The 23335-nt window shown below is 70.6% G+C and carries 23 protein-coding genes; 12 read left to right on the top strand and 11 right to left on the bottom strand.

Annotated features, from left to right (window positions below; all coding sequences use genetic code 11):
- Positions 1-262: 262 nt before the first annotated feature.
- Both H9I38_RS05065 and H9I38_RS05070 read right to left on the bottom strand, forming a co-directional pair.
- The gene (locus H9I38_RS05065) at positions 263-1102 is read right to left on the bottom strand and encodes a PHP domain-containing protein (protein ID WP_226337676.1); all 840 of its coding nucleotides are present in this window, start codon (positions 1100-1102) and stop codon (positions 263-265) included.
- 142 nt (positions 1103-1244) lie between these two features.
- Positions 1245-3281, bottom strand: a complete 2037-nt coding sequence (locus H9I38_RS05070) for an acyltransferase family protein (protein ID WP_226337677.1) — start codon at positions 3279-3281, stop codon at positions 1245-1247.
- Positions 3282-3551: 270 nt separating this feature from the next.
- On the opposite strand from H9I38_RS05070, the gene H9I38_RS05075 reads away from it, so the two are divergent.
- Complete coding sequence (locus H9I38_RS05075) at positions 3552-5120, top strand: aminopeptidase P family protein (protein ID WP_226337935.1); 1569 nt, start codon at positions 3552-3554, stop codon at positions 5118-5120.
- A gap of 45 nt (positions 5121-5165) precedes the next feature.
- On the opposite strand, the gene H9I38_RS05080 is transcribed toward H9I38_RS05075, so the two are convergent.
- Positions 5166-5801 (bottom strand): general stress protein, encoded by a 636-nt coding sequence (locus tag H9I38_RS05080; protein ID WP_226337678.1) that lies wholly within the window; start codon positions 5799-5801, stop codon positions 5166-5168.
- Positions 5802-5882: 81 nt separating this feature from the next.
- On the opposite strand from H9I38_RS05080, the gene H9I38_RS05085 reads away from it, so the two are divergent.
- The 3 genes from H9I38_RS05085 to H9I38_RS05095 are packed head-to-tail and all read left to right on the top strand — an operon-like array spanning position 5883 to position 8823.
- Positions 5883-7142: a magnesium transporter MgtE N-terminal domain-containing protein gene (locus H9I38_RS05085; RefSeq protein WP_226337679.1), complete on the top strand. Its 1260-nt coding sequence runs from the start codon at positions 5883-5885 to the stop codon at positions 7140-7142.
- Positions 7139-7717: a DUF1003 domain-containing protein gene (locus tag H9I38_RS05090; RefSeq protein ID WP_226337680.1), complete on the top strand. Its 579-nt coding sequence runs from the start codon at positions 7139-7141 to the stop codon at positions 7715-7717. The genes H9I38_RS05085 and H9I38_RS05090 overlap by 4 nt, the downstream gene beginning before the upstream one ends.
- The gene (locus tag H9I38_RS05095; RefSeq protein WP_226337681.1) at positions 7714-8823 is read left to right on the top strand and encodes a P-loop NTPase; all 1110 of its coding nucleotides are present in this window, start codon (positions 7714-7716) and stop codon (positions 8821-8823) included. The genes H9I38_RS05090 and H9I38_RS05095 overlap by 4 nt, the downstream gene beginning before the upstream one ends.
- A 102-nt stretch (positions 8824-8925) precedes the next feature.
- On the opposite strand, the gene H9I38_RS05100 is transcribed toward H9I38_RS05095, so the two are convergent.
- Complete coding sequence (locus H9I38_RS05100) at positions 8926-9324, bottom strand: Sec-independent protein translocase TatB (protein WP_226337682.1); 399 nt, start codon at positions 9322-9324, stop codon at positions 8926-8928.
- 77 nt (positions 9325-9401) lie between these two features.
- Between H9I38_RS05100 and H9I38_RS05105 the strand changes: the two genes are divergently transcribed.
- Positions 9402-10040: an O-methyltransferase gene (locus tag H9I38_RS05105; RefSeq protein WP_226337683.1), complete on the top strand. Its 639-nt coding sequence runs from the start codon at positions 9402-9404 to the stop codon at positions 10038-10040.
- Positions 10041-10161: 121 nt separating this feature from the next.
- On the opposite strand, the gene H9I38_RS05110 is transcribed toward H9I38_RS05105, so the two are convergent.
- The 4 genes from H9I38_RS05110 to H9I38_RS05125 all read right to left on the bottom strand — a co-directional run bounded on the left by H9I38_RS05110 (position 10162) and on the right by H9I38_RS05125 (position 12919).
- Entirely contained in the window at positions 10162-10335 is a 174-nt protein-coding gene (locus tag H9I38_RS05110; RefSeq protein ID WP_226337684.1) for a DUF3117 domain-containing protein, read from the bottom strand.
- A gap of 153 nt (positions 10336-10488) precedes the next feature.
- Positions 10489-11754, bottom strand: coding sequence for a hypothetical protein (locus H9I38_RS05115; protein WP_226337685.1), 1266 nt, complete (start codon positions 11752-11754; stop codon positions 10489-10491).
- Entirely contained in the window at positions 11751-12068 is a 318-nt protein-coding gene (locus H9I38_RS05120; RefSeq protein WP_226337686.1) for a hypothetical protein, read from the bottom strand. Before H9I38_RS05120 ends, H9I38_RS05115 begins: the two co-directional genes overlap by 4 nt.
- The gene (locus H9I38_RS05125) at positions 12068-12919 is read right to left on the bottom strand and encodes a TIGR00730 family Rossman fold protein (RefSeq protein WP_226337687.1); all 852 of its coding nucleotides are present in this window, start codon (positions 12917-12919) and stop codon (positions 12068-12070) included. Before H9I38_RS05125 ends, H9I38_RS05120 begins: the two co-directional genes overlap by 1 nt.
- Before the next feature lie 87 nt (positions 12920-13006).
- Between H9I38_RS05125 and H9I38_RS05130 the strand changes: the two genes are divergently transcribed.
- The 4 genes from H9I38_RS05130 (at position 13007) to H9I38_RS05145 (ending at position 16382) form a co-directional block, all read left to right on the top strand.
- Positions 13007-13789 (top strand): amino acid ABC transporter ATP-binding protein, encoded by a 783-nt coding sequence (locus tag H9I38_RS05130; protein WP_226337688.1) that lies wholly within the window; start codon positions 13007-13009, stop codon positions 13787-13789.
- 47 nt (positions 13790-13836) lie between these two features.
- On the top strand, positions 13837-14727 hold the full coding sequence (locus H9I38_RS05135) for a glutamate ABC transporter substrate-binding protein (RefSeq protein WP_226337689.1): 891 nt from the start codon (positions 13837-13839) through the stop codon (positions 14725-14727).
- 99 nt (positions 14728-14826) lie between these two features.
- On the top strand, positions 14827-15483 hold the full coding sequence (locus H9I38_RS05140) for an amino acid ABC transporter permease (RefSeq protein ID WP_226337936.1): 657 nt from the start codon (positions 14827-14829) through the stop codon (positions 15481-15483).
- Positions 15480-16382 carry an amino acid ABC transporter permease gene (locus H9I38_RS05145; RefSeq protein WP_226337690.1) on the top strand — a complete coding sequence of 301 codons (903 nt, stop codon included), beginning with the start codon at positions 15480-15482 and terminating at the stop codon, positions 16380-16382. Before H9I38_RS05140 ends, H9I38_RS05145 begins: the two co-directional genes overlap by 4 nt.
- 815 nt (positions 16383-17197) lie before the next feature.
- Here H9I38_RS05145 and dapE read toward each other — a convergent pair.
- On the bottom strand, positions 17198-18322 hold the full coding sequence (gene dapE, locus H9I38_RS05150; protein ID WP_226337691.1) for a succinyl-diaminopimelate desuccinylase: 1125 nt from the start codon (positions 18320-18322) through the stop codon (positions 17198-17200).
- Between the two features lie 88 nt (positions 18323-18410).
- Between dapE and dapD the strand changes: the two genes are divergently transcribed.
- The 3 genes from dapD to galE are packed head-to-tail and all read left to right on the top strand — an operon-like array spanning position 18411 to position 21330.
- Positions 18411-19340: a 2,3,4,5-tetrahydropyridine-2,6-dicarboxylate N-succinyltransferase gene (gene dapD, locus H9I38_RS05155; RefSeq protein ID WP_226337692.1), complete on the top strand. Its 930-nt coding sequence runs from the start codon at positions 18411-18413 to the stop codon at positions 19338-19340.
- On the top strand, positions 19330-20262 hold the full coding sequence (locus H9I38_RS05160; protein WP_226337693.1) for a hypothetical protein: 933 nt from the start codon (positions 19330-19332) through the stop codon (positions 20260-20262). The genes dapD and H9I38_RS05160 overlap by 11 nt, the downstream gene beginning before the upstream one ends.
- Before the next feature lie 51 nt (positions 20263-20313).
- On the top strand, positions 20314-21330 hold the full coding sequence (gene galE / locus H9I38_RS05165; protein WP_226337694.1) for a UDP-glucose 4-epimerase GalE: 1017 nt from the start codon (positions 20314-20316) through the stop codon (positions 21328-21330).
- Positions 21331-21541: 211 nt separating this feature from the next.
- Here galE and H9I38_RS05170 read toward each other — a convergent pair whose 3' ends face one another.
- Together H9I38_RS05170 and H9I38_RS05175 are read right to left on the bottom strand one after the other, a co-directional pair.
- Entirely contained in the window at positions 21542-22297 is a 756-nt protein-coding gene (locus tag H9I38_RS05170; protein ID WP_226337695.1) for an ABC transporter permease, read from the bottom strand.
- Positions 22294-23256: an ATP-binding cassette domain-containing protein gene (locus tag H9I38_RS05175; protein WP_226337696.1), complete on the bottom strand. Its 963-nt coding sequence runs from the start codon at positions 23254-23256 to the stop codon at positions 22294-22296. Before H9I38_RS05175 ends, H9I38_RS05170 begins: the two co-directional genes overlap by 4 nt.
- Positions 23257-23335: the final 79 nt, after the last annotated feature.

Raw genomic sequence — 23335 nt, forward strand, 5'->3', positions numbered from 1 at the left:
CCGGCTGTCCGGCTGTCCGGCTGTCCGGCTGTCCGGCTGTCCGGCTGTCCGGCTGCGGGACCCTGGTTCCTTTTTGACCCCCTGTCAAATCCGTACCAATTTTGGTACGCAATTGACACAAGTACAAAAGGAAACTACGTTCCCTCGCCCCGGGGGGGGGGGGGGGGGGGACTGCGCTCCTTACCAGCGAGGCCGCCAGCGAGACGGGGCGGCTCCGAGGGGGCCGGGGCCCCGAGGACGTCACGGCCGAAGCACCGCCCGCCTAATCCAATCCGCTGCGGACCTCGGCGAGGAGACGTTCGAGCATCTCGGGCGTCGTCGTGTGCTCGCCCAGGCGATTGGGCTTGCCGCGACCGTGGAAGTCCGAGGAGCCCGTGACCAGCAGCCCGTGCTCCGCGGCGTAGTCCCGCAGCCAGCCGCGCTCGGCCTCGGGATTGTCCCGGTGGTCCACCTCGAGCCCGGCCAGTCCCGCCTCGGTCATCGCATCCATGACCTCCACGCCGACCACTCTCCCCCGAGCGCGGGCCCTGGGGTGCGCGAAGACCGGCACGCCGCCCGCGGCGCGGACGAGGCGCACGGCCTCTTCAGGGGCCGGAGCCGGGTGGGGCACGAAGTACGGGGAAGACCCGGCGAGGAGGCCTTCGAACGCCTCCTCCCGCGTGGCCACCACGCCCCGCTTGATGAGCGCGTCTGCGATGTGCGGCCGCCCGATCGCGGCACCCCGGCCGGCCACGCCCTCGACGTCGGCCCAGGTCAGCGGGAAGTCCGCGGCAAGGAGGTCGACCATGCGCCGGGCCCGGACGTCGCGGGCGTTCCGGGCCTCGTGCAGCGCAGTGCTCAGACCCTCGTGCCCGGGATCCGGCAGGTATCCGAGCAGGTGGACGCTGATGCCGTCGTCAGTCCGGCAGGAGACCTCTACGCCGCGGATGACCCGCACGCCGTGCCGCCGTCCAGCCTCGAGGGCCTCGTCCCAGCCGGCGAACGTGTCGTGGTCCGTGAGCGCGAGGACCTCGATCCCGCACTCCGCCGCCTCGGCCAGCAGCTCGTCGGGCGTCTGGGTTCCGTCGGAATGCGCGGAGTGCGTGTGGAGATCGATGGCCATGGTCCCGATCCTAGCCTTGGCCCCCGTCAGGCCCTCGTCAGTGGCCGGCCCCGGGTCAGCCCCGGGTCGGCCCCGGGACAGCCCCGAGGGGTGCAGGCCCAGGGGGAAAGCAGGCGGGAGCAGGCCCGCAGCCACGCCCGAGTCAGTCCGTCCGATTGACGTCCTTGATCGCCCGCGTCACGGTGCGGACCCAGATCCGGTCCCCCTGCGGGCCGGGGTGGACTCCGTCCGCTGCCATGTCGTGGGCCTGGGGCGCCGCCTTCTCCCAGTCGGCGATCGCAGCCTTCTTCGGGTGCGCCTTGGCGTAGGCCCGCAGGCGCGCGTTCGCGTCCGGGATCCACTCCTTCTGCCCATAGGCCGTCACGAACACGAAGCGGGTCTCGGGGCCACCCGCCTCCACCGTCTTCTCGAGGTTGCGGTCCGTGAACGTCCCGTTCGTGCCGAGGGCGACCACAACGGTGCTGCCGAGCCGCCCCTGCTCTCGGAGCCGTGAGATGCGGTCCGCGGCCGTCCACATCTGCTGTCCCACACTCGCCTCGATCCGGGACTTCGGGTACGCCTTCGCGATGGTGTCCGAGGCCGCCACCGTGACGGAGTCGCCGATGAACGTCACCTGCGAGGAGTCGATTCCCGAGGCATCGGCCGTGTCGGCCACGTGGTCGCCGGCACCCGGCCGGACCGCCGGCCCGTGCCCCTGCGGACCGCTGCCCTCCTGATTCGAGCCGCGCTGGGCCTTGGACTGCAGCGCCTCCAGGCTGGCCTGTTCCTGCGTCTTCGCAGGGGCGGTGAAAGCCGCGAACGCCGTCGCCCCGGCCAGAAGGAGGGCCGCACCGGCCGCGACGGGACGCGCCCACGCCCGGCCCTGCGGACGCGCCCACGCCCAGCCCCGCGGACGCGCCCACGCCCGGCCCTGTGGACGGACAGCCGAGCCGAGCCGAGCCCACGCTCCTCGGAAGCCGCGGGCGAGCACCGGCGCCTCGACGAGCCGATAGGAGACCTCCGCGAGGACGAACGCAGGAATGCCCGCGAGGGCGGCTCGCCCCCACAGGATGCCGGGCTCGACTGCGCCGCCGTTGGGGTCCGGAATCCACGCCGTCGCCAGAACCATGAGCGGCCAGTGCCACAGGTAGAGGGCGTAGGAGCGGTCCGCCACCCAGCGGACCGGCACGAACCACGCCTGATGCGCGGACGCTCCGCCGAGCGCGCCCGTCGTTCCGATCCTCACGAGGACCGCCACCGCGAGGCTGAACGCGAAGATGCCGCCGTACTGGCTCGCGGCCGAGGTGTCGGGCAGGAGGATGAGGCAGAGCACCGCCACGCAGATCGCGCCGGCGAACGCGAGGGCGCGCCTTACCGGCGAGGTCCTCGTGATGATCGGCATGCACGCCACATAGGCCCCGAGGAGCAGTCCGCTCGCGTGGGTGAGGGAGTTGAGATAGGCCTGGTTCGTGTCGCCGGTCGCCGCATACACCACGGCCATGCCCGCCGCCGAGGCGACGGCTGCCGCGAGCGAACCGGTCGCGAGCCGCGTCCGCAGACGCACGCCGGGCCGGGCCAGCCGGGCGGCCCCCGCGACCGCGAGAAGGACCACGGCAGGCCAGACGAGGTAGAACTGCTCCTCGACGGCCAGCGACCACATGTGCTTGAGCAGCTGCGGCGTTCCGGCGTCGAAGTAGGAGGACCCGGCGGCCAGCTGCACCCAGTTCGCCGTCGACGTGAGCGCTCCCAGGACCTGGCGTCCGAGATGCACCCGCACGTCAGGCGGCGCCGCCAGGGAGAGCGAGCAGACCGTGACCAGCATGAGCGCGAACGCCGGGAAGAGCCGCCGCAGCCTCTTCACGTAGAAGTCGCCGAGGAACCGCCGCGCCGAGACCCGCGTGCCCTCGCGGGCCTCGAGCCGCTGGGCGCTGGCGCGGCCCACGAGGCCGCGGGTGATGAGGAACCCGGAGAGCACGAAGAACAGGTCCACGCCGAGGTACCCCGCCGGGAGGGACCCGGGCAGCAGGTGGTAGACGATGACGAGCAGCACGGCCGCAGCGCGCAGCACGTCGAGGACGATGAACCTCCGCCCCAGCGACGTCCGCCTCGGCTCAGCCGGACCGTGTTCGGCGTGCCTCTGCTCCGCGCGGGCATCGTCGGGCCGGGCCTGCAGCCGCCGGAACCGGGGTACGGTGGACAAGAACGGTTCTCCTCGGAATCTTCGGATCGGTGTGCGCGAGGCCGACGGTCCGAATGCCGGGCCGCCCCGACTCGCGCGTGTGCATTCGCTTTACTCCACGGTAGGGGCGGAACACGGATGAAATCGCGTGCGACGCCAGGGAGTTGTCTTAAGGCAACCGAATCGTGACCTGCGGGCGGCCCGCGGGCCGCCGAGAGGACCGATGCCACAGACGACGAGAGGATTCGCATGTCGACAGAGCAGCCGCAGGACGAGACCCCCCGGGGCTCCATGGACACCCCGGCCCCCGGCGAGCAGCCGGGCGGGCAGCCGCTCGAGGAGCGCGGCGACAACCGCTCCCAGCGCCCCTCGAGCGAGAGCTTCAAGGCCTTCATGTCGAGCCAGTGGGGCGCCGAGCCCGCCGAGCTGCCGGAGCGGGACGCTGTGGCGGACCACGCCGCCCGCCGCCGGAAGGCCCTCTCCCTGAAGTTCCCGGGCGAGCGCCTCGTCATCCCCGCCGGCCCGCTCAAGGTCCGCTCGAACGACACGGACTACCGCTTCCGCGCCCACTCCGCCTTCGCACACCTCACGGGCCTCGGCCTCGACCACGAGCCGGACGCGGTGCTCGTCTTCGAGCCGACCGACGAGGGCGAGGGCGACGACGGCGGCAACCACCACGCCACCCTCTACTTCCGCCCGCTCGCCGGCCGGGACTCGGAGGAGTTCTACTCGAACGCCCGCTACGGCTCCTTCTGGATCGGCGAGCGCGCGGGCCTCGACGAGATCTCGGCCAGCCACGGGATCTCGACGGCGGACGCCTCCGGCCTCGAGGTCGCGGTGACCAAGGACGCCGGCGCCGTCGAGATCGGCGGGACCCGCATCCGCCTGGTCCGCGAGGTGGACCTCAACTGCGACGCGCTCGTGGACACCTCCCGCATCAACACCGGCGTGGCGCTCGAGGCCTCGGACGCCCTCGACGCCGAGCTCGCCGCGGCCTGCTCCGAGCTGCGCCTGCGCAAGGACGAGTGGGAGGCCGGCGAGATGCGCAAGGCCGTGGACGCCACGCTCAAGGGCTTCGACCGCGCAATGGGTGAGCTCGCCCGCGCCGTCGCCCACCAGCGCGGCGAGCGCGTCCTCGAGGGGGCCTTCTTCGCGAACGCCCGCGAGGAGGGCAACGACCTCGGCTACGACACGATCTCGGCCTCGGGCAACAACGCCACCACGCTGCACTGGATCCGCAACAACGGCCGCGTCAACGAGGGCGAGCTGCTCCTCATGGACGCCGGCGTCGAGGTGGACTCGCTCTACACCGCGGACGTGACGCGCACGGTTCCGGTCTCCGGCTCGTTCTCCCCCGTCCAGCGGAAGGTGTACGAGGCCGTGCTCGAGGCGGCGGACGCGGCGTTCGAGGCGGCCAAGAAGCCCGGGGCCAAGTTCGCGGACCTCCACGCGACCGCCGTCGAGGTCCTCGCGAAGAACCTCGACGCCTGGGGCGTGCTGCCGGTCAGCCTCGAGGAGGCCCTCTCCCCCGAGGGCCAGCAGCACCGCCGCTGGATGCCGCACGGCACGAGCCACCACCTCGGCCTCGACGTCCACGACTGCGCCCAGGCCAAGCGGGAGCTCTACCTCGACGCGGAGCTCGAGGAGGGCATGTGCTTCACGATCGAGCCCGGCCTCTACTTCAAGAAGGACGACCTCTCGGTCCCCGAGGAGTACCGCGGGATCGGCGTGCGCATCGAGGACGACATCCTCATGACCGCCGAGGGCCCGGTCAGCCTCTCGGCTGCGCTTCCGCGCACGGCCGACGACGTCGAGTCCTGGATCCAGTCCAAGCTCGGCGAGGCGGGCCAGCGCGGCTAGGACGGGCCGCCCGGCTGTCCCGTGAGGTCAGGCCGCGCGGCGCGGCTAGAAGGAGCGCTCGTCGAAGGGGCCCTCGCTCGGCGGGGGCCCCTTCCGCGTGTCAGGACCCTGCGGCGCTCCCGGGCCGCTCCGCTCCTGCGGCGCGTCGGTGCTCTGCGGAGTGCCAGGGCCCTGCGGGCCGCGGGCGAGCAGCGCCCGTGCCGACGCCGCCGCGTCCGGCTCGCAGACCACGTCATAGGAGCTCGCCACGATCTGGCTCTGCGAGACGAAGTCCCGCTTGCCCCGCTGCCGCGCATACCCGATGACGTTCATGATGACCCAGAGGCAGGCGCCGATGACCATCATGGGCAGCACGTGCATCCAGCTGTGGTCCGGGAGGAAGAGGGCGAACCCGATGCCGATGAGCAGGCCCATGGTCATGCCCGTCATGGCCGCGGAGAGCGCCACCTTCGGGTAGGAGAGGCGCTGGACCACGCGCTCCACGTTGACGAGGTCCTTGCCGATGATCGTGATCTTCTGCACCTCGAACTCGGCGTCCGCCAAGCGGTCCACGAGCCGCTGCGCTCCCTCGTACTCGGAGAAGGAGCCGAGCACGGCGCCCTGGACGGGCGGGGCGGAGGGCTTCACGGAGGAGGCTCCCGGGCGGCTGGGACCCGGCTGCGGCGAGATGGGGTGGCTCATGCCCTCCATCGTGCCACCCTTCCCTGGACGCAGCCGAGGGACGCTGGAAGGGCTTTGCCGCCCGCGTACTAGTCTTAAGGCGTGACTACCCCAGGAACCACCATCTTCGTCGCGCGGCTCCTCGGCCTCGACGTCTTCGACCCCCACGGCGACCGCATCGGGCGCCTCCGTGACGTCGTCGTCGTCAACCGAAGTCAGAACAGACCGCCGGCCGTGGTGGGCCTGGTCATCGAGGTGCCCGGGAAGAAGAGGGTCTTCGTTCCGATGACCCGCGTCAACGCGATCGACGCGTCCCAGATCATCACCTCCGGCCTCATCAACATGCGCCGCTTCGAGCAGCGCGGCGCGGAGCAGCTCGTCGTCGCGGACCTGTTCGACCGCCGCGTCACCCTCCGAGACGGCTCGGGGGACGCCACGGTCGAGGACGTCGGCATCGAGGCCTCCCGCTCGGGCGACTGGTCCGCGGTGGAGCTCTACGTGCGGCGCCAGGTCCGGGGCTCCCGCCTGTCCCTGCGCCGCGGCGAGCGGCTCATCGTGGACTGGGCGGACGCCCTCCAGGGCTCGAGCGTGGAGCCCCAGGGCGCCACGCAGTTCCTCGCCGCGCACGAGGACCTCAAGGCGGCCGACTTCGCCGAGGCGATGCACGACATGACGGAGAAGCGCCGCCTCGAGGTGGCCGCCGAGCTCCAGGACGAGCGGCTCGCGGACGTCCTCCAGGAGCTCCCGGACGACCACCAGGTGGAGATCCTCACGTCCTTCGACGCCGAGCGCGCCGCGCACGTCCTCGAGGAGATGGATCCCGACGACGCGGCCGACCTCCTCAACGAGCTGCCGGACGAGCAGAAGGAGGCCCTGCTCGGGCTCATGGAGCCGGAGGACGCCAAAGACGTCCGGCGCCTCCTCTCCTACGAGGAAGGCACGGCGGGCTCCATCATGACGCCGCTGCCCGTCGTCGTCGCCCCCGAGGCCACGGTGGCGGAGGCGCTCGCCATGGTGCGCAAGGAGGAGCTGACCCCCGCGCTCGCCTCGCTCATCTGCGTGGTGCGCCCGCCCCTGGAGACCCCCACGGGGCGGTACATCGGCGTGGTCCACATCCAGCAGCTGCTGCGCTCCGCTCCCCCGGAGCAGCTCGGCAACCTCGTGGACTCCACCCTGGAGCCGATCTCCGACATGGCCCCCCTGTCCGAGGTGGCGCGCATCCTGGCCACCTACAACCTGACCGCCGTGCCCGTGGTCAACGACCAGTCCCGCCTCGTGGGCCTGGTGACCATCGACGACCTCCTCGACCACCTCCTCCCCGAGGACTGGCGCGAGCACACCGATGAGGAGTGGACCGCATGAGCGATGCCCTCAAGACCAAGAAGGAGTCCTCGAAGAAGGACCCCGTCAAGAAGGAGCTCACGCCGAGCGGGCGCTCGGAGCTCTCCACCCCGTTCCACCGGCGCCGCATCTTCGAGCAGTTCCGCCCGGACCCGGACGCCTTCGGCAACATGACGGAGAGCTTCGCCCGCTTCATGGGCACCCCGGCGTTCCTCATGTGGATGACGGTCTTCTGTGCGGTCTGGCTGTGCTGGAACACCCTCATGCCGGAGTCCCAGCAGTTCGACCCCCGCTCCCAGAACTTCACGCTCCTCACTCTCATGCTCTCCCTCCAGGCGTCTTACGCGGCTCCCCTGCTCCTCTTGGCGCAGAACCGCCAGGATGACCGGGACCGCGTGGCCTTGGACGAGGACCGCCGCCAGGCCGACCGCAACCTCGCGGACACCGAGTACCTCACCCGCGAGGTCGCGAGCCTGCGCATCGCGATGCGGGACGTGGCCACGCGAGACTTCGTCCGCTCCGAGCTCCGCGACCTCCTCCAGGAGATCCTCGAGGACCGGGACCGCGAGGACGAGGACGCCCAGGAGACGCCGTGACTCGCTCGTCTGAGGAGACGGCCTCCGCGATCCGGCGGCAGCTTGCCGGTGTCCTGGACCCGGAGCTGCGCCGCGACCTCGTCAGCCTCGGCATGATCGAGGCCGTGGAGGTGCGGGAGGACGGGGCCTCGGCTCGCATCGTCCTCAAGCTCACGATCGCCGGCTGCCCCAAGAAGTCCCATCTCACCGAGGCGGTCCGCGAGGCGGCGGAGCGCGAGGTGTCCTCCGCCGAGGTCGAGCTCACCGTCATGACCCCTGAGGAGCGGGACGCCCTCACCCGCGAGGTCAAGGGACCGGAGCGCCGGATCCCGTTCGCCGAGCCGGACTCGCTGACGCGCGTCATCACCGTCGCCTCCGGCAAGGGCGGGGTGGGCAAGTCCACCGTCACCGCCAATCTCGCCTTCGCCCTCGCGGCGCGCGGGCTGAGCGTGGGCGTGGTGGACGCGGACATCCACGGCTTCTCCATCCCGCCGCTCATGGGCGTCTCCGAGGGCCCCACTAAGGTGGGCGAGCTCATGATGCCGCCCCGCGTGGCGGACGTTCCCGTCATGAGCATCGGCATGTTCGTCGGCTCCGACCAGCCGGTCTCGTGGCGGGGGCCCATGCTGCACCGGGCCGTGGAGCAGTTCCTCCGAGACACGTGGTTCGGGGACCTCGACATCCTCCTCCTCGACCTGCCCCCGGGCACCGGAGACGTGGCCATCACCGTCTCGCAGCTCCTGCCCTCCTCCTCCATGCTCGTGGTCACGACGCCGCAGGCGGACGCCTCCGCCGTCGCGGAGCGGGCGGGCGCTCTCGCCGCGCAGACGGGCCACGAGGTCCTCGGCGTCGTGGAGAACATGTCCTGGATCGAGGCCGGCGGGCAGCGGCTCACGCCGTTCGGCGAGGGCGGCGGCCAGATGCTGGCGGACCGCCTCACGGCCCGCCTCTCCGAGTCCCAGCCGTCCGGGGTGCCCCTCCTCGCGCAGATCCCCCTGAGGGACGGGGTCCGGGACCTCCCCCAGCGCCACGGGCACGACGACGCGTTCACCGGCCTCGCCGAACGTCTCGCGGCCCGGCCGCGCGGGCTTCAGGGAAAGCCGCTCGGCGTCTCTCCGGCTCGATAGGACGCGCGCTTCAGCCGCCCGAATCAGCCTGCCGGGGCGGGCTCCGGCCGGGCCGAGCTCTGGCCGGGCGGAACGCCGACAGGGGCGGTCAGGTCAGACTGCTCAGGTGGCCTCGGAGTCGAACGGCGCGGGAACGCCGGGCTCGAGACGTCGGAACGGGCGCGCCGGGGCCGGGGCCGCGGCGAAGGCGGGCGAGGGAGACTGCGCGAGGTGGCTGCCCTCGCTCTTCTCAGCGGGCTCGTCGAAGGACAGCTCCTCGGTGAGGGCTTCCTTGATGATCCGGCGCGGGTCATACTGGCGGGGGTCCATGCGGCGCCAGTCGATGTCCTGGACTTCCGGGACCTCTTCCTTGAGGCGCTGCTTGGCGTCCTCGCTCATCCGGCGGAGATCACGCACCCACTGCGCCAGGGTGCGCGAGTACTCGGGCATGCGATCGCCGAACAGCAGCACGGCGAGCAGGAGCAGGGCGGCTCCCTCGAGCCCATTGATTCCGAAAAACACCCTCCCAGTCTAGCGGGGAGCCCTCCGGCTCATGAAAGAATGAGGAGTTCCCGCCGCCCCACCAGAGAAAGGTGTCCATGCCAGCCGACAAGCGCAGCGCCTGGTCCTACGCCGAGGGCTTCCACTCAGACGACGAGACCATGCTCGCCGCGCGCGAGCGCGCTTTCGAGCTCGGCATCGACTCCGTCTCCTCCTCCGTCGCCACCGCGCTCACCGTGCTCACCACCGCCATGGCCCCGACCCACGTCGTCGAGGTCGGAACCGGGGTGGGCCTGTCCTCCCTCGCGATGCTCCGGGGCCTCGGCCCCAACGCGGCGCTCACGACGATCGACCCCGACGTCGAGCACCTGCGCGCCGCCCGCGAGACCTTCGCCGAGGCGCGCGTCCCTCTCTCCCGCATCCGGTCCATCGCCGGCCGCGGGCAGGACGTGCTCCCCCGCCTGACCACGGGCGCCTACGACCTCGTCTTCATCGACGCGGATCCGGAGAGCACGGACGAGTACGTCGAGATGAGCGCCCGCCTCCTGCGGCCCGGCGGCGTGATCGCCGTGAACAACGCGCTGGACGGAGACCGCGTCCAGCAGCCGACGAGCCGGGGCGCCAGCACGGTCAGCGCTCGCAACGCGGCCCGCTTCCTCTCCGAGCGGGAGGACTTCGTCACGAGCCTCTCCCCGCTCAGCGAGGGCCTCCTCCTCGCCGCGAAGAAGCGCGGCTAGGGCCTCACAGGAACACCCAGCAGACAGAGCGGCGCCCCCGGCTGATCAGCCGGGGGCGCCGCTCTGTCTGCACCGAGCACGGTGTCTCGGGGCCCGTCGCCGCGGGGGATGCGGCGGCCGGTCAGCGAGAGGACTGGAAGCCGGAGATGACCGACTCGAGCTCGTCGACCTCGTCCTGGTTAAGCTCGACGACGAGGCGTCCGCCTCCGTCGATCGGGAGGCGGAAGATGATGCCGCGCCCCTCCTTGGCGAGCTCCATGGGGCCGTCCCCGGTGCGAGGCTTCATAGCGGCCATGTGTTGGTCCCTTTCGCGAGTGGCAGCCCGGTCCTGCCGGCGCCGAGACGCCGTGATCCGGTGGCATGAGGATGAATTAGTCCGCTATCTATTCTCTCCCAAACTTTGTTGATTGAGAAATCAGTCACACAGTCTAAAATCCGCACACTTGTGTTAGGGCGGATAATCGCCGCCGCCGGGGAGCGGTGTCCACCGCCAGAGCCACGCGACCCAGGCCAGCTGGAGGACGACGCCGAGGGCGAGCCATGCCCAGAGCTCGGCCTTCCGGGCGCCCGGAGTCTGCGCAGGCCTGCGCCTCGAACGGCCCTTGACCGCACCGGGACCGGTCAGCTCGAGGGCCGTCAGTCCGCCGCTGCGGAACCCGGCGGCCATGACCGCGGCCACGGGGAACAGGGGCAGGAGCAGGCGGAACGTGGAGGTCTGCGGATCGAAGACAGCCGCCAGGTAGAGCACGTAGGCGAAGCACCAGCTCCAGAGCGTCACACCGGCGGCGCGCAGCGGCCTCGAGACGAGCAGCGCGGCGAAGAGCAGAACGACGAGCCCGAGGGCGGCCCAGGCCAGGGGCCCGGGGCCGAACATCGCCTCGGCCCGGTCGAGCCACGGCGAGAAGAGGTCGAGCGAGCCGCCCCTCCACACCGTCTCGGTGTCCGTGTAGGCGCTCGGCTCCCCCGTGCGGATCCAGGCGATGACGGGCCACGCGACGCCCGCGATGAGCGCGGCGACGGCGCATCCGAGCAGCGCGACGACGTCCCCCGGCGCGAGCCCCCGCTTCCGCTCCCCCGTCATCCAGTAGCCGCAGAGGACGAGCACCGTGAGCGCGAGCGGCGCCGCCGTCGGCCTCGCAAGCGCCGAGAGGACGATGAGCGGAATGGCCGCCGCGAACCGGCGCTGCCCCAGGCAGAGCAGGGTGAGCGCCACGAGCCCGAGGTGCAGAGGCTCCGCATAGGGGACCTGGAAGAGCGCGCCGAGCGGGGAGAAGAGCACGAGCGCCATGGCCCAGAGCGCCCGGCCGTGGCCGAGCAGCGGGCGGAAGAGCAGGTACAGCGCGGCCGCCGCGAAGAGCCCGCAGACCGGGGCGAGCACGGCCGCCGTCGGCATCCACTGGCCGCCGAAGAACGGCGAGACGGCGCGGACGAGCATCGGGAAGAGGGGCAGGAACGCCCACGTGTTCTCCCGGGCGGCGCCGGTGCCCGTGCGGGGAACGACGTCGGGATAGCCGTGCTCGAACACCCTGCGGTACCACTCCGAGTCCCAGAAGCCGAGGAAGTCCAGGTAACCGGGATGTGCGGCTCCCCAGGGGCTCGCCGGCTGCGTGGCCGCGACGCCGAGCAGCACGGCCGTGGAGACGGCGCGCGAGGCGAGGAAGACGCAGAGGACGGCCAGCGGCCAGGGCCAGCGGGAGAAGGCGGCCCGGCTCACGCGGGCGGGACCCGGTGGGAGCCGGTCTCGCCGTGCGCAGAGCGAGCGTCCTCGAGGGCGCGCTCGAGCTCCGCGTTCTCCGCCTCGAGGCGCGCGATGCGCCGGTCCACCTGGTCCATGCGGTAGCCGCGCAGGACGACGTCGAACCCGTCCCGGGCCCGGGCCGCCTCGGCCCGCTCCTCGACCGAGTCCGGGAGCCGGGCGTCCTCCGCGAGCGCCTCGCCGCTGAAGGCCCTCTCGCCCCGGGGACGGCGGGCGTCCACGGCGACGAGCGCGGCGAGCGCGGCCACCGCGATGAGCACGTAGACGGCCATCAGGCCTCGCCCTCGTCCGGGAGTCCGCTCAGGGAGGCGTCGGTGCCGCCGGCCGCCGCGTCAGGGCGCGCCGGCGCGGGGTCCACGCGGGGCAGGCGGCTGAGGACGGCGTCCACCGCCTCCTCGGGAGTGTCCACGAGGCGGAAGAGGTCGAGGTCCTTGGGCGAGATGGTGCCCTCGGAGACGAGCGTCGTGGAGATCCAGTCGAGCAGCGGCTGCCAGTAGTCGCGCCCCACGAGGACCACGGGCGGGGCCTTGACCTTCTCGGTCTGGATGAGGGTGATGGTCTCGAAGAGCTCGTCCAGGGTGCCCACGCCGCCGGGGAGGATGACGAACGCCTGCGAATACTTGAGGAACATCGTCTTCCGCGTGAAGAAGTAGCGGAAGTTCATGCCGAGGTCCACCCACTCGTTGAGCCCCGTCTCGAAGGGCAGCTCGATCCCGAGCCCCACCGAGATGGCCCCCGCGGCGCGCGCCCCCTTGTTGGCGGCCTCCATGATGCCCGGTCCGCCGCCCGTGATGACGGCGTGCCCCGACTCGCCGATGAGCCGGCCGACCTCCTCGGCCTGCCGGTACGCCTCCGTGTCCGGTCCGAGCCGCGCCGAGCCGAAGACCGCGATGGCCGGGCCGAGCTCCGCGAGCGCTCCGAAGCCCTCGACGAACTCGCCCTGGATGCGCAGGACGCGCCACGGATCCGTGTGGACGAAGGAGCCGCCGTCGCTCGGCGTGCGGAAGAGGTTCTCGTCCGCCATCGGGGCCTGGGACAGGCTGCCCTTGAGGCGGATCGGGCCCCGGTAGCGCTCGGCGCCGCGCTCCCGGCGGGCGCGCTCGACGTTCTCAGGTGGAGTCATGCCACCAGGCTATCGGCTTGCCGCAGCACGCGAAGGGAAAACGCATGGGGGCACCGAAATGACACAGAATGCGCTAGATTTCTGTGCATGGCATCACATCACACGCGTCCGGCGAACTCGGAGGACGGCCGCTCGGAGGAGCCGCTCGTCTCCCTCAAGCGGGTCAACAAGCACTACGGATCCCTCCACGTGCTCCAGGACATCAGCCTGGACGTGGCGCGCGGCGAGGTCGTCGTCGTCATCGGGCCGTCCGGCTCGGGCAAGTCGACCCTCTGCCGCACCGTCAACCGCCTCGAGACCATCGACGACGGCGAGATCACCATCGAGGGCCAGCCGCTGCCCGCCGAGGGCCCCGAGCTCGCGCGGCTGCGGGCCAAGGTGGGCATGGTCTTCCAGTCCTTCAACCTGTTCCCGCACAAGACCATCCTCGAGAACGTCACGCTCGGCCCGATGCGCGTCAACGGGGTCTCCAAGGCGGACGCGGAGAAGCGCGCCATGGAGCTCCTCGAGCGGGTGGGCGTGGAGAAGCAGGCCCCCAAGCTGCCCGCGCAGCTCTCCGGCGGACAGCAGCAGCGCGTGGCCATCGCCCGGGCGCTCGCCATGGACCCGGAGGTCATGCTCTTCGACGAGCCCACGAGCGCGCTGGATCCCGAGATGATCAACGAGGTCCTCGACACGATGGCCGGACTCGCGAAGCAGGGCATGACGATGATCGTGGTGACCCACGAGATGGGCTTCGCCCGCCGGGCCGCGGATCGAGTGGTGTTCATGGCGGACGGCCAGATCGTGGAGCAGGCGCCCCCGGAGGAGTTCTTCTCCAGCCCCCGCTCGGACCGCGCCCGGGACTTCCTCGGCAAGATCCTCCACTGACCTCACTCCTCGGCCCTCTCCACTCCGGCCCTCCGAAAGGACTCATCATGAAAGCACCCAAGGCCATCGCGGCGACGCTCGCGATCGCGGCCCTCGCCCTGACCGGCTGCGGCAAGTCCGGAGACCCGAGCGCCTCGGGCTCCGGCACCGGGGACGCGGCCCCGTACAAGGTCGCCTCGAACGCCTCGGTCCCGGGCTCGCCCACCTTCGAGAAGATCAAGAAGAGCGGCAAGGTCGTCGTCGGAGTCAAGCAGGACCAGCCGAACCTCGGCTACAAGGACCCGGCGACGGACACGTACTCCGGCTTCGACATCGAGATCGCCCGGTGGATCGCCGCAGACCTCGGCGTCCCGGCGGACAAGATCGAGTACAAGACCATCCCGTCCGCGAACCGCGAGGCGGCCATCGCCAACGGCGACGTCGACTACTACGTGGGCACCTATTCGATCACGGACAAGCGCAAGAAGAAGGTGGACTTCGCAGGACCGTACTTCACCACCGGGCAGTCGCTGCTCGTGCGCAAGGACGACGGCTCCATCAACTCGGACAAGGACCTGAAGGGCAAGACGGTCTGCTCGGCCACGGGCTCGACGCCGATCCAGAACATCCGCGACAACTACCCCGGCACGCAGACCAAGGAGTTCGAGACCTACTCCCAGTGCGTGGACGCCCTGAAAAGCAAGCTCGTGGACGCGGTGACCACCGACCAGGCCATTCTGCTCGGCTACGCGGCTGCGGAGCCGGACGCCCTCAAGGTGGCCGGCGAGCCGTTCACCACCGAGAAGTACGGCATCGGCATCAAGAAGGGGGACAAGGCCCTCCGCGACCACATCAACGCCATGCTGACCAAGGGCGGCGACATCTGGAAGAAGCTCTACGACGGCTCGCTCGGAAAGTCCGGCGAGAAGGCCGAGCAGCCGAAGGTCGAGAGCTACTGAGCCCGCACGGCCCGCTCCGAGCGGCGGGCCGGGGCCATGATCCCGGCCTCAGGGCCGCCGCTCCCCCTCCCTCGAGAAAGCGACTGACTCGTGGACTTCATCCGCACTCTGACCGACAACCTGGACGTCTACGGCCAGGGACTCTGGAACACCCTCGTCATGTTCCTCAGCGCCGGGGCGCTCTCGCTCGTCCTCGGCACGCTCGTGGCCGGACTCCGGGTCTCCCCGGTGCCCGTCATGCGCACCTTCGGCTGGCTGTACGTCAACCTCATCCGCAACACGCCGCTGACGCTCGTGTTCTTCTTCTTCGCGTTCGGCGTGCCCAAGCTCGCGCCGGAGGGGTCGCCGCCGCCGTCGTACCTCGCGCTGGCCATCGGGGCGCTCACGGTCTACACGGCCACGTACGTGTGCGAGGCGATCCGCTCCGGCATCAACACCGTCCCGCTGGGGCAGGCGGAGGCGGCGCGCGCCATCGGGCTGTCCTTCACGGACACGCTGCGGCTCGTCATCATGCCGCAGGCCGTCCGGTCCGTCATCCCGCCCATGATGAGCGTGTTCATCGCGCTCCTCAAGAACACGACCATCGCGGCGGGCTTCTCCGTGCTGGACCTCGGCGCCGTGCGCGCCTACATGTCCGAGCGCGGCGAGGACGCCATCTTCACGCTGCTCTGGGTGGCCCTCATCTTCGTGGTGATCGTTCTGGGACTCACCGCCCTGCAGCACTCCCTCGAGCGCAAATGGAGGATTGTCCGATGAGCGCTTCTGTTCTCTTCGACGAGCCCGGCCCCAAGGCCCGGGCCCGACACCGCGTCTGGGCCGTGGTCTCCGTGGCCGTGGTCGTGGGACTTGTCGGCTTTGTGCTGTGGCGCTTCGCGGCCACGGGGCAGTTCTCGCCGACCAAGTGGAACCTCTTCACCTACGAGAAGGTGCAGATCCAGTTCCTCGAGGCGACGCTCAACACGCTCAAGGCGTTCGCCCTCGCCTCAGTCATGTCGCTGGCGTTCGGCATGGTGCTGGCCCTCGGCCGCCTCAGCCACGTCCGGTGGCTTTCCGCGGTCTGCCGGTGGGTCACCGAGCTGTTCCGTGCGGTGCCGCTGCTCGTGCTCATCATGCTGCTCTACTACGGCCTGGCGACGGTCACCGCGGGCGATGAGCGCCTGTTCCCGTGGCTTACGCCGTTCTGGTCGGTGGTCATCGGCCTGACCCTGTACAACGGGTCCGTGCTGGCCGAGGTCTTCCGCGCCGGCGTCGAGTCCCTGCCCCGCGGCCAGACGGAGGCGGGACTCGCCATCGGGCTGAGCCGCTCCCGCACCGTGCAGCTCATCCTCATGCCGCAGGCGATCCGCGCCATGATGCCCGTCATCGTGGCGCAGCTCGTGGTGGTCCTCAAGGACACGGCCCTCGGGTTCATCGTGACGTACGAGGAGATCCTGTTCCTCGCGAAGAACCTCGGCTCGAACGTCCTCTACGGCTCGCCCATCATCCCGGCGGCGATGATCTCTGCGGTTCTCTACATCGGGCTCTGCCTGCTGCTCAGCTCCGTGGCGTACTGGCTGCAGCGCCGGATGGCCCGCGGCGGCAAGGTCGCGGGGCGGGGCTCCTCCACGCAGGCCGCCGTGGCAGGCACCTCCACCGGCGCGGGCGCGGTGGCGTAGGCCGGGGGCTGCCGCTGCGGCCGGGCGCACCCATTCCCCCTCGCCCGCCCCGTTCCACACCCATTTCCGCTCGCCACCCCCCGTTCCACACCCGAAAATGAACCGATACACCCGGAATCGAACGGTTTTCTGAGCGATTCCGGGTGTCTCGGCATTTTCGGGTGCGGCGGAGCTGGGACCATGGACTCGGCAGCGACGGTTCACGCCTCTGGCCGCCGTCGCCCTCCTGCCTTCTCCCCCGCCCCTTCCGCGTCCTCTCCGTCCCGTCCGCGTCCCCGCTCCGTCCCGCTCCCTCCCTGCTCCGTCCCCGCTGGCCGAAACGGTGCCGCCTCGCTCGGGGCACACCCGTTTCCGCCGACACACCCGGTTTTTGACGTTTACACCCGTTTCCGCGCGGGTTTTTGAGCAGAAACGGGTGTGAACTTGGGTGAGCGAGCGAAAACGGGTGCAACCGGCCGGATCTTGAGCCAGGTGGGCGGCTGACGAGGCTGAGCTAGAACAGCCAGCAGCGCTCAGGTCGGGGCAGCCACGGGAACGTTCGACGCGACCCTGGACGTGAGCGCGGGCCTGAATGCGGATCCTCACCACACCCGTTTTCGCCAACACACCCACAATCTGACGAATACACCCGTAAACGAGCATGATTTTGAGCAAAAACGGGTGTGGATCGGAACGGGCTCGCGAAAACGGGTGTGAATCGGAACGAGTGCGCGGAAGCGGGTGTAGGCGGCCACAACCTGAGCAGAAGCGGGTGCGGAAGGGCGCGGCGGGGGCAAGGGCCCCAAGGCCGACGCCGCAGGTCAGCGCCGCCCCGGTCACCCCTCCGGCTCGGCCAGCCAGGTCTGCAGGGCCTCGAGGCAGGTGCGGACGGCGCTGAGGGAGACGTGCTCGTCGTCGGTATGGGCGAGGAGGGCGTCACCCGGCCCGAAGTTCACGGCCGGGATGCCGAGCGCCGAGAGCCGGGCCACGTCCGTCCAGCCGTACTTCGGCTTGGGCTCCCCGCCCACGGCCTTGACGAAGGACGCCGCCGCGGGGTGGTTCAGGCCCGGCCGCGCACCTGAGGCGGAGTCCGTGACCCGCAGCGTGGCTCCGGGAAGGACGCTCCGCACGTACGCCTCGGCCTGCTCGGGGGTCTTGTCCGGCGCGAACCGGTAGTTGATCTCGATGGTCAGCGCGTCCGGGATGACGTTGCCCGCCGTGCCGCCCGAGATGCGGACGGCGTTGAGGCTCTCCCGGTAATCGAGACCCTCGACCGTCACGGTCTGCGGCTCGTGCTCGGCGAGGCGGCGGAGCACCTCGTGCCCCTTGTGGATCGCGTTCTCGCCCATCCACGCTCGCGCTGAGTGCGCCGCGACGCCCGTCTCCGTCGCCTCGAGCCGGATGGTGCCGTTGCAGCCGCCCTCGACCACGCCGTTGGTCGGCTCCAGGAGGACGCCGAAGTCCGCCCCCAGCAGGTCCCCGTGCCGCTCAACGAGCCGCCCGAACCCGGAAAGCTCCGCGGAGACCTCCTCGTGGTCGTAGAACACGAACGTCACGTCCCGGCTCGGCGAGAGGCGGCCCGTGCCGATGAGGTGGGCGATGGCCAGCTGCACCGCCACGCCGCCCTTCATGTCCGTGGTCCCGCGGCCGTAAAGCGTCTCCCCCTCGAGCGAGGCGGGGACGGTGCCGCGGGAGCCCGGCGTCGTCGGCAGGGGCACGGTGTCGAGGTGCCCGGCGAGCATGACTCGCTCGGAGCGGCCGAGCTCCGTGCGGGCGATGATCGAGTCGCCGGCACGCTCGAGCCGCAGCCCCTCGAGGGCGGAGAGGGCCTCCCAGACGGCGTCCGCGAGGGCGGTCTCCCCGTCGGAGACGGACTCGATGTCGACCAGATCTCGCGTGAGAAGCGCCACATCCTGGGAGAGGTCAAGCGGGCCGCGGGGGGAGTTCGCTGAGACAGTCATGGCAAAAGCCTACTGTCTGTCTCAGAATCGCCGTCCGGGCCGTCCCGCGGCTGAAATCAGCCCCTCCCGCCTGGCTAAGCTTGAACCCATGACCCTCGCATCAGGACTCGGCCTCGCAACTGTCCACTCCTCGGGAACCGTCCTGGACGTCTGGTTCCCGGAGCCCCGTCTCGGGGCCCTGGAGGACAGCCCTGAGCTGCGGCGCACCCTCGAGGGGCTGGCCTCGGAGGACGCGGACCGCGAGACGCGCGGCGAGGTAGTCCGGGTCGAGATCGAGACGGACAAGGCTCCGGCGGACACCGCCGACGCGTACCTGCGCCTCCACCTCCTCTCCCACCGCCTCATGGCGCCGAACTCCATGAACCTGGACGGCGTCTTCGGCAAGCTCGCCAACGTCGTGTGGACGAGCGAGGGCCCGTGCGCCGTCGCCGGATTCGAGACGACCCGCGCGCGCCTGCGCCGCCGCGGCCAGCTGACCGTCTTCGGCGTGGACAAGTTCCCGCGGATGGTGGACTACGTGGTGCCGTCCGGCGTGCGCATCGCGGAGGCGGACCGCGTGCGCCTCGGCGCCCACCTCGCCGAGGGCACCACCGTCATGCACGAGGGCTTCGTCAACTTCAACGCCGGCACGCTCGGCACCTCGATGGTCGAGGGCCGCATCAGCGCGTCCGTCGTGGTCGGCAACGGCTCGGACGTCGGCGGCGGCGCCTCCATCATGGGCACGCTCTCGGGCGGCGGCACGGAGAAGATCGTCATCGGCGAGGGCGTGCTGCTCGGGGCCAATGCGGGCGTCGGCATCTCCATCGGGGACCACTCGGTGGTTGAGGCCGGCCTCTACGTCACGGCCGGCACCAAGGTGGTCGTCAAGGACGCGGACGGCGAGCGCACGGTCAAGGCCCTCGAGCTCTCCGGCGTTCCCAACCTCCTCTTCCTCCGCAATTCGGTCACCGGCGCCGTCGAGGCCCGCACGCGCGTCTCCGGCACCGTCGAGCTCAACTCGGAGCTCCATGCCAACTGATCGGCGCACCGTCTTCCCCCAGCCGCGCCCTCAACGACGACGCCGCGCGGGCAGCTCCGCGGCAGGCCTGCGGCGCTCCCGGCGCACCACCGTCGTCGCACTCCTCGTGACGCTCGCCATCGTGGCGGGTGTCGGCCTCTGGGCGTTCATCGCCAAGCCGTGGAGCAGCGTTGTGGTCCGCGAGGAGTGCACGGCCTCCGCGAACGGCTCCTCTTACACCCTCACGGCGGATCAGGCGCACTTCGCGGCGAAGATCGGCGCGATCTCCCTCAAGCGCGAGCTCCCCATCCGTGCGGCCACCATCGCGACGGCGACGGCGATGCAGGAGTCCGGCCTCAAGAACCTCGACTACGGGGACGACGCCGGACCGGACTCGCGCGGCCTGTTCCAGCAGCGTCCGAGCCAAGGCTGGGGCACGGAGCAGCAGATCATGGAGCCCGCCTACGCGATCAACTCCTTCTACTCGGCGCTGGAGAAAGTGTCCGGTTACACGACCCTCCCGATCACGCAGGCGGCGCAGAAGGTCCAGCGCTCGGCCCTGCCGGACGCGTACGCGCAGCGCGAGCCGGAGGCGCGGGCCTTCGCCGCGGCGTTCCGCGGCCAGACCCACGCGAACCTGACCTGCCGTCTCCGCGACGCCTCCGCCCCGGGCAAGCCGAAGGCGGCCCAGGCGGCCCTCTTGGAGGACCTGGGCCTGACGGGCACTATGGGCGCCAACTCGATGTCCGTGGACTCCGTGGACACGCAGCACGGCTGGGCGGTGGCCCACTGGGCCGTGGCCAACGCGAACGAGTACGGGATCGACTCGGTGACCTTCGCCGGGCAGACGTGGACGCGTTCCTCCGGCACCTGGAGCGAGGCGAAGTCGGCCGACGCCGTCAGCTCTCCGACGGTGAGCGTCTCCTTCCACCCCGGATCCTGATCCCGTCCGATTTCCCGGAACGGGCGTTTTCGGCTGTGTAGGCTTGACGGCATGAAGATTCTCGTGACCGGCGGCGCCGGCTACATCGGCTCGCACACTGTTCTCCAGCTGCTCGAGGCAGGCCACGAGGTCGTGGTCTTCGACAACCTCGCGAACTCCTCGCGGGAGTCCCTCAACCGCGTGCACGAGATCGCGGGCCGGGAGTCCGAGTTCATCGAGGGAGACCTCCTGGACCGCGCGGCGCTGGACGCTGCGTTCGAGGGCCGCGGGATTGACGCGGTCATCCACTTCGCCGGGCTCAAGGCCGTGGGCGAGTCCGTGGAGAAGCCCCTCTTCTACTACTCCAACAACGTGGCGGGCACCATCAACCTGCTCTACGCCATGGACAAGGCGGGCGTGCGGCGGATCGTCTTCTCGTCGTCGGCCACGGTGTACGGCAACCGCGCCGTGGCGCCGATGGTGGAGAAGATGGAGCTGGACGCGGACAACCCGTACGGCCGCACCAAGGAGCAGATCGAGGACATCCTCGCGGACCTCGGCGCGAGCGACTCCCGCTGGTCCGTGGCCCTGCTGCGGTACTTCAACCCGGTGGGCGCCCACGAGTCGGGCCGGATCGGCGAGGATCCCAAGGGCGTCCCGAACAACCTCCTCCCATTCGTGGCGCAGGTGGCCGTGGGCCGGCGCGAGAAGGTCATGGTCTTCGGCAACGACTACCCGACGCCGGACGGCACGGGCGTGCGCGACTACATCCACGTGGTGGACCTCGCGGACGGACACCTCGCGGCCCTTGACTACATCGCCGAGCACGAGGGCGTCTTCCGCTGGAACCTGGGCACGGGCAACGGCTCGTCCGTGCTCGAGGTCATCGAGGCGTTCGGCAAGGCGGCCGGCTTCCCGATCCCCCACGAGTTCACGGACCGGCGCCCGGGCGACGCGGCCACGTCCTACGCGGACCCGAGCGCCGCCCTCGCGGATCTGGGCTGGTCCGCCCACCGCTCGCTCGAGCAGATGTGCGCGGACCACTGGCGCTGGCAGAAGAACAACCCGAACGGGTACGCAGCCGAGTAAACGGCGGCGCATGCGCGCCGGAAGCGGCCGGAGGCCGGGACTCACCATGGAGTTCCGGCCTCCGCTGTCTTCCGCGGTGTGCGCCAGGGCTCCGCTCAGGACCTCCGGCCGACTCCCCGCAGGCTCAGCGCGAAGAGCACCGCAGACCACGCGATGACCACAGCCACGTTCCAAGGGTCGGCGCCCTGCCCAGGGAAGAAGCCTTCCCGAATCAGGCAGACACGATCCTCCCGAACCGCTTCATCCCGAGGACCCAGGTCGCGGCGGCCACGATCACGAGGACCCCGGAACACAGGGCGGGATGCAGGGCGGAAACCGCTCCAGCTCGAGCCAGCTCGCTCGCATACGTGAGCGGATTGAGCAGGGTGGCCCACTGGAACAGCGGAAGAGCGTGCAGCGAGGCCCAGGTGTACTGAGCGCATCCCGTGAAACCCACGATGCTGACTGACGCCGCGGCCATCGCATCGATGTTCTTCACATCGACGAACCCTGCCAGGACCATCCCGACGCCGCTGCCGACGACGGCCGCAAGGAACGCCGCCCCGAAGACGCCCGCGCCGTAGTCGAGCGGCGAGCGCCCCACAAGCAGCCAGGCCACCAGCAGGAAGCAGAGGGCTCCCAAACAGGAGCGGATGACGGCTCGCGTCATCTTCGCCGCAGCCACGAGCGCAGCGGGGACGGGTGCGGCCAGGCGGTCTTCCAGCTCCCGCGTGTAGTGCAGCTCAATGAGGACCGGCAGGCAGACGCCGGTCACTGCCGACGTCATCGCCGTCATGACGGTCAGCCCGGGAACGAGCACCGACAGGTAGCTTCGGTCGATACCGCCCACCGCCGGCAAGACGAAGGCGAAGACGAAGAGAAAGAGGAGCGGCTGGAGGAACAGCTCGGCGAATACCCCCGGTAGCGAGGCGAGGTCCTTGCGGAGGTCGCGCTCGACGAACGCGGTGAAGACAGCGAGCCGCCTCATCGCTCCCCCACCAGCGCCATGAACACGTCCTCCAGGGTGGGCTCGCGAGCAGCGGCTCCGAGGTCGACGACTCCGGCGGCAGCAGCTCTTTCGATGACCGTTCGCGCCGCTCCGGCCTCCACGGAGTCCAAGCCCACGAACAGGGCCGCCCCCTGCCTGGAGACGCGGAGCACGCCCGGGACCTCTGCCATCGAGTGGGTCAGATGGGGCAGGGCTTCCGCCGCGCGGCTCGCCGAAGAGCAGGAGATCTCAACAATCTGCGCCCCAAGCCCGCACTCCCGCATGAGGACGTCTTTCGGCCCCTGGGCGAGGACCCGCCCTTCGTCGATGACCGCGATTCGGTCCGCGAGAAGCGCCGCCTCGTGCATGTCATGGGTCGTCAGGAGAACAGCCTTGCCCTGCCTCTTCATGAGCAGCGCAAGCTCGTGCGTCTGGCGCCGGGCCAGGACGTCCAGTCCGGTCGAGGGCTCATCGAGGAGGATCAGGTCGGGATCGTGGACCAGGGCTCGGGCCCAGGTGACCTTCTGGACTTGGCCGCCGGACAGGCTTTCCGTCTTGCGCCCGGCGAGGTGCTCGATGCCGAGCACTCCCAGAGCCCGCGCCGCGTGCTCTCTCGCCTCGCGCCGAGCCATTCCGAAGTAGCGCCCGTGGTAGACGAGGTTCTCCTCGACGGTGATCCCCCGGTCCAGGGTGTCAGCCTGGGGAACCACAGAGAGACGACGTCGGGCCGCATGCGGCTGGGCTGCGACGTCGAGGCCCGAGACCTCAGCGGTTCCCGCCGTAGCCCTCACTCGTGAGCTGACGATTGAGGTCAACGTCGTCTTTCCCGCCCCGTTCGGGCCGAGAAGGCAGAGGCACTCGCCCGGCGCGATGGAGAGGGAGACGCTGCGCAAGGCGGGCGCCTCCGCCTTCGGGTAGGTCTTCGAGACGTCTCGGAGAACCAGGGCGGGAGCGCTCAACGTACACCTCTCCTGTCCGGCCGACTGTGAGCCCGATCATACCAAGCGCGGCGGCGCCCCTCCCATTCCTGGGAAGGGC

Source organism: Arthrobacter sp. UM1 (assembly GCF_020483305.1).
GTDB lineage: Bacteria > Actinomycetota > Actinomycetes > Actinomycetales > Micrococcaceae > Falsarthrobacter.

Coding starts and splice junctions, on each gene's coding strand:
- H9I38_RS05065 (WP_226337676.1), bottom strand. CDS start 1,102: ATGGCCATCGATCTCCACACGCACTCCGCGCATTCCGACGGAACCCAG.
- H9I38_RS05075 (WP_226337935.1), top strand. CDS start 3,552: ATGGACACCCCGGCCCCCGGCGAGCAGCCGGGCGGGCAGCCGCTCGAG.
- H9I38_RS05080 (WP_226337678.1), bottom strand. CDS start 5,801: ATGAGCCACCCCATCTCGCCGCAGCCGGGTCCCAGCCGCCCGGGAGCC.
- H9I38_RS05090 (WP_226337680.1), top strand. CDS start 7,139: ATGAGCGATGCCCTCAAGACCAAGAAGGAGTCCTCGAAGAAGGACCCC.
- H9I38_RS05105 (WP_226337683.1), top strand. CDS start 9,402: ATGCCAGCCGACAAGCGCAGCGCCTGGTCCTACGCCGAGGGCTTCCAC.
- H9I38_RS05110 (WP_226337684.1), bottom strand. CDS start 10,335: ATGGCCGCTATGAAGCCTCGCACCGGGGACGGCCCCATGGAGCTCGCC.
- H9I38_RS05120 (WP_226337686.1), bottom strand. CDS start 12,068: ATGGCCGTCTACGTGCTCATCGCGGTGGCCGCGCTCGCCGCGCTCGTC.
- H9I38_RS05125 (WP_226337687.1), bottom strand. CDS start 12,919: ATGACTCCACCTGAGAACGTCGAGCGCGCCCGCCGGGAGCGCGGCGCC.
- H9I38_RS05130 (WP_226337688.1), top strand. CDS start 13,007: ATGGCATCACATCACACGCGTCCGGCGAACTCGGAGGACGGCCGCTCG.
- H9I38_RS05135 (WP_226337689.1), top strand. CDS start 13,837: ATGAAAGCACCCAAGGCCATCGCGGCGACGCTCGCGATCGCGGCCCTC.
- H9I38_RS05145 (WP_226337690.1), top strand. CDS start 15,480: ATGAGCGCTTCTGTTCTCTTCGACGAGCCCGGCCCCAAGGCCCGGGCC.
- dapE (WP_226337691.1), bottom strand. CDS start 18,322: ATGACTGTCTCAGCGAACTCCCCCCGCGGCCCGCTTGACCTCTCCCAG.
- dapD (WP_226337692.1), top strand. CDS start 18,411: ATGACCCTCGCATCAGGACTCGGCCTCGCAACTGTCCACTCCTCGGGA.
- H9I38_RS05160 (WP_226337693.1), top strand. CDS start 19,330: ATGCCAACTGATCGGCGCACCGTCTTCCCCCAGCCGCGCCCTCAACGA.
- galE (WP_226337694.1), top strand. CDS start 20,314: ATGAAGATTCTCGTGACCGGCGGCGCCGGCTACATCGGCTCGCACACT.
- H9I38_RS05170 (WP_226337695.1), bottom strand. CDS start 22,297: ATGAGGCGGCTCGCTGTCTTCACCGCGTTCGTCGAGCGCGACCTCCGC.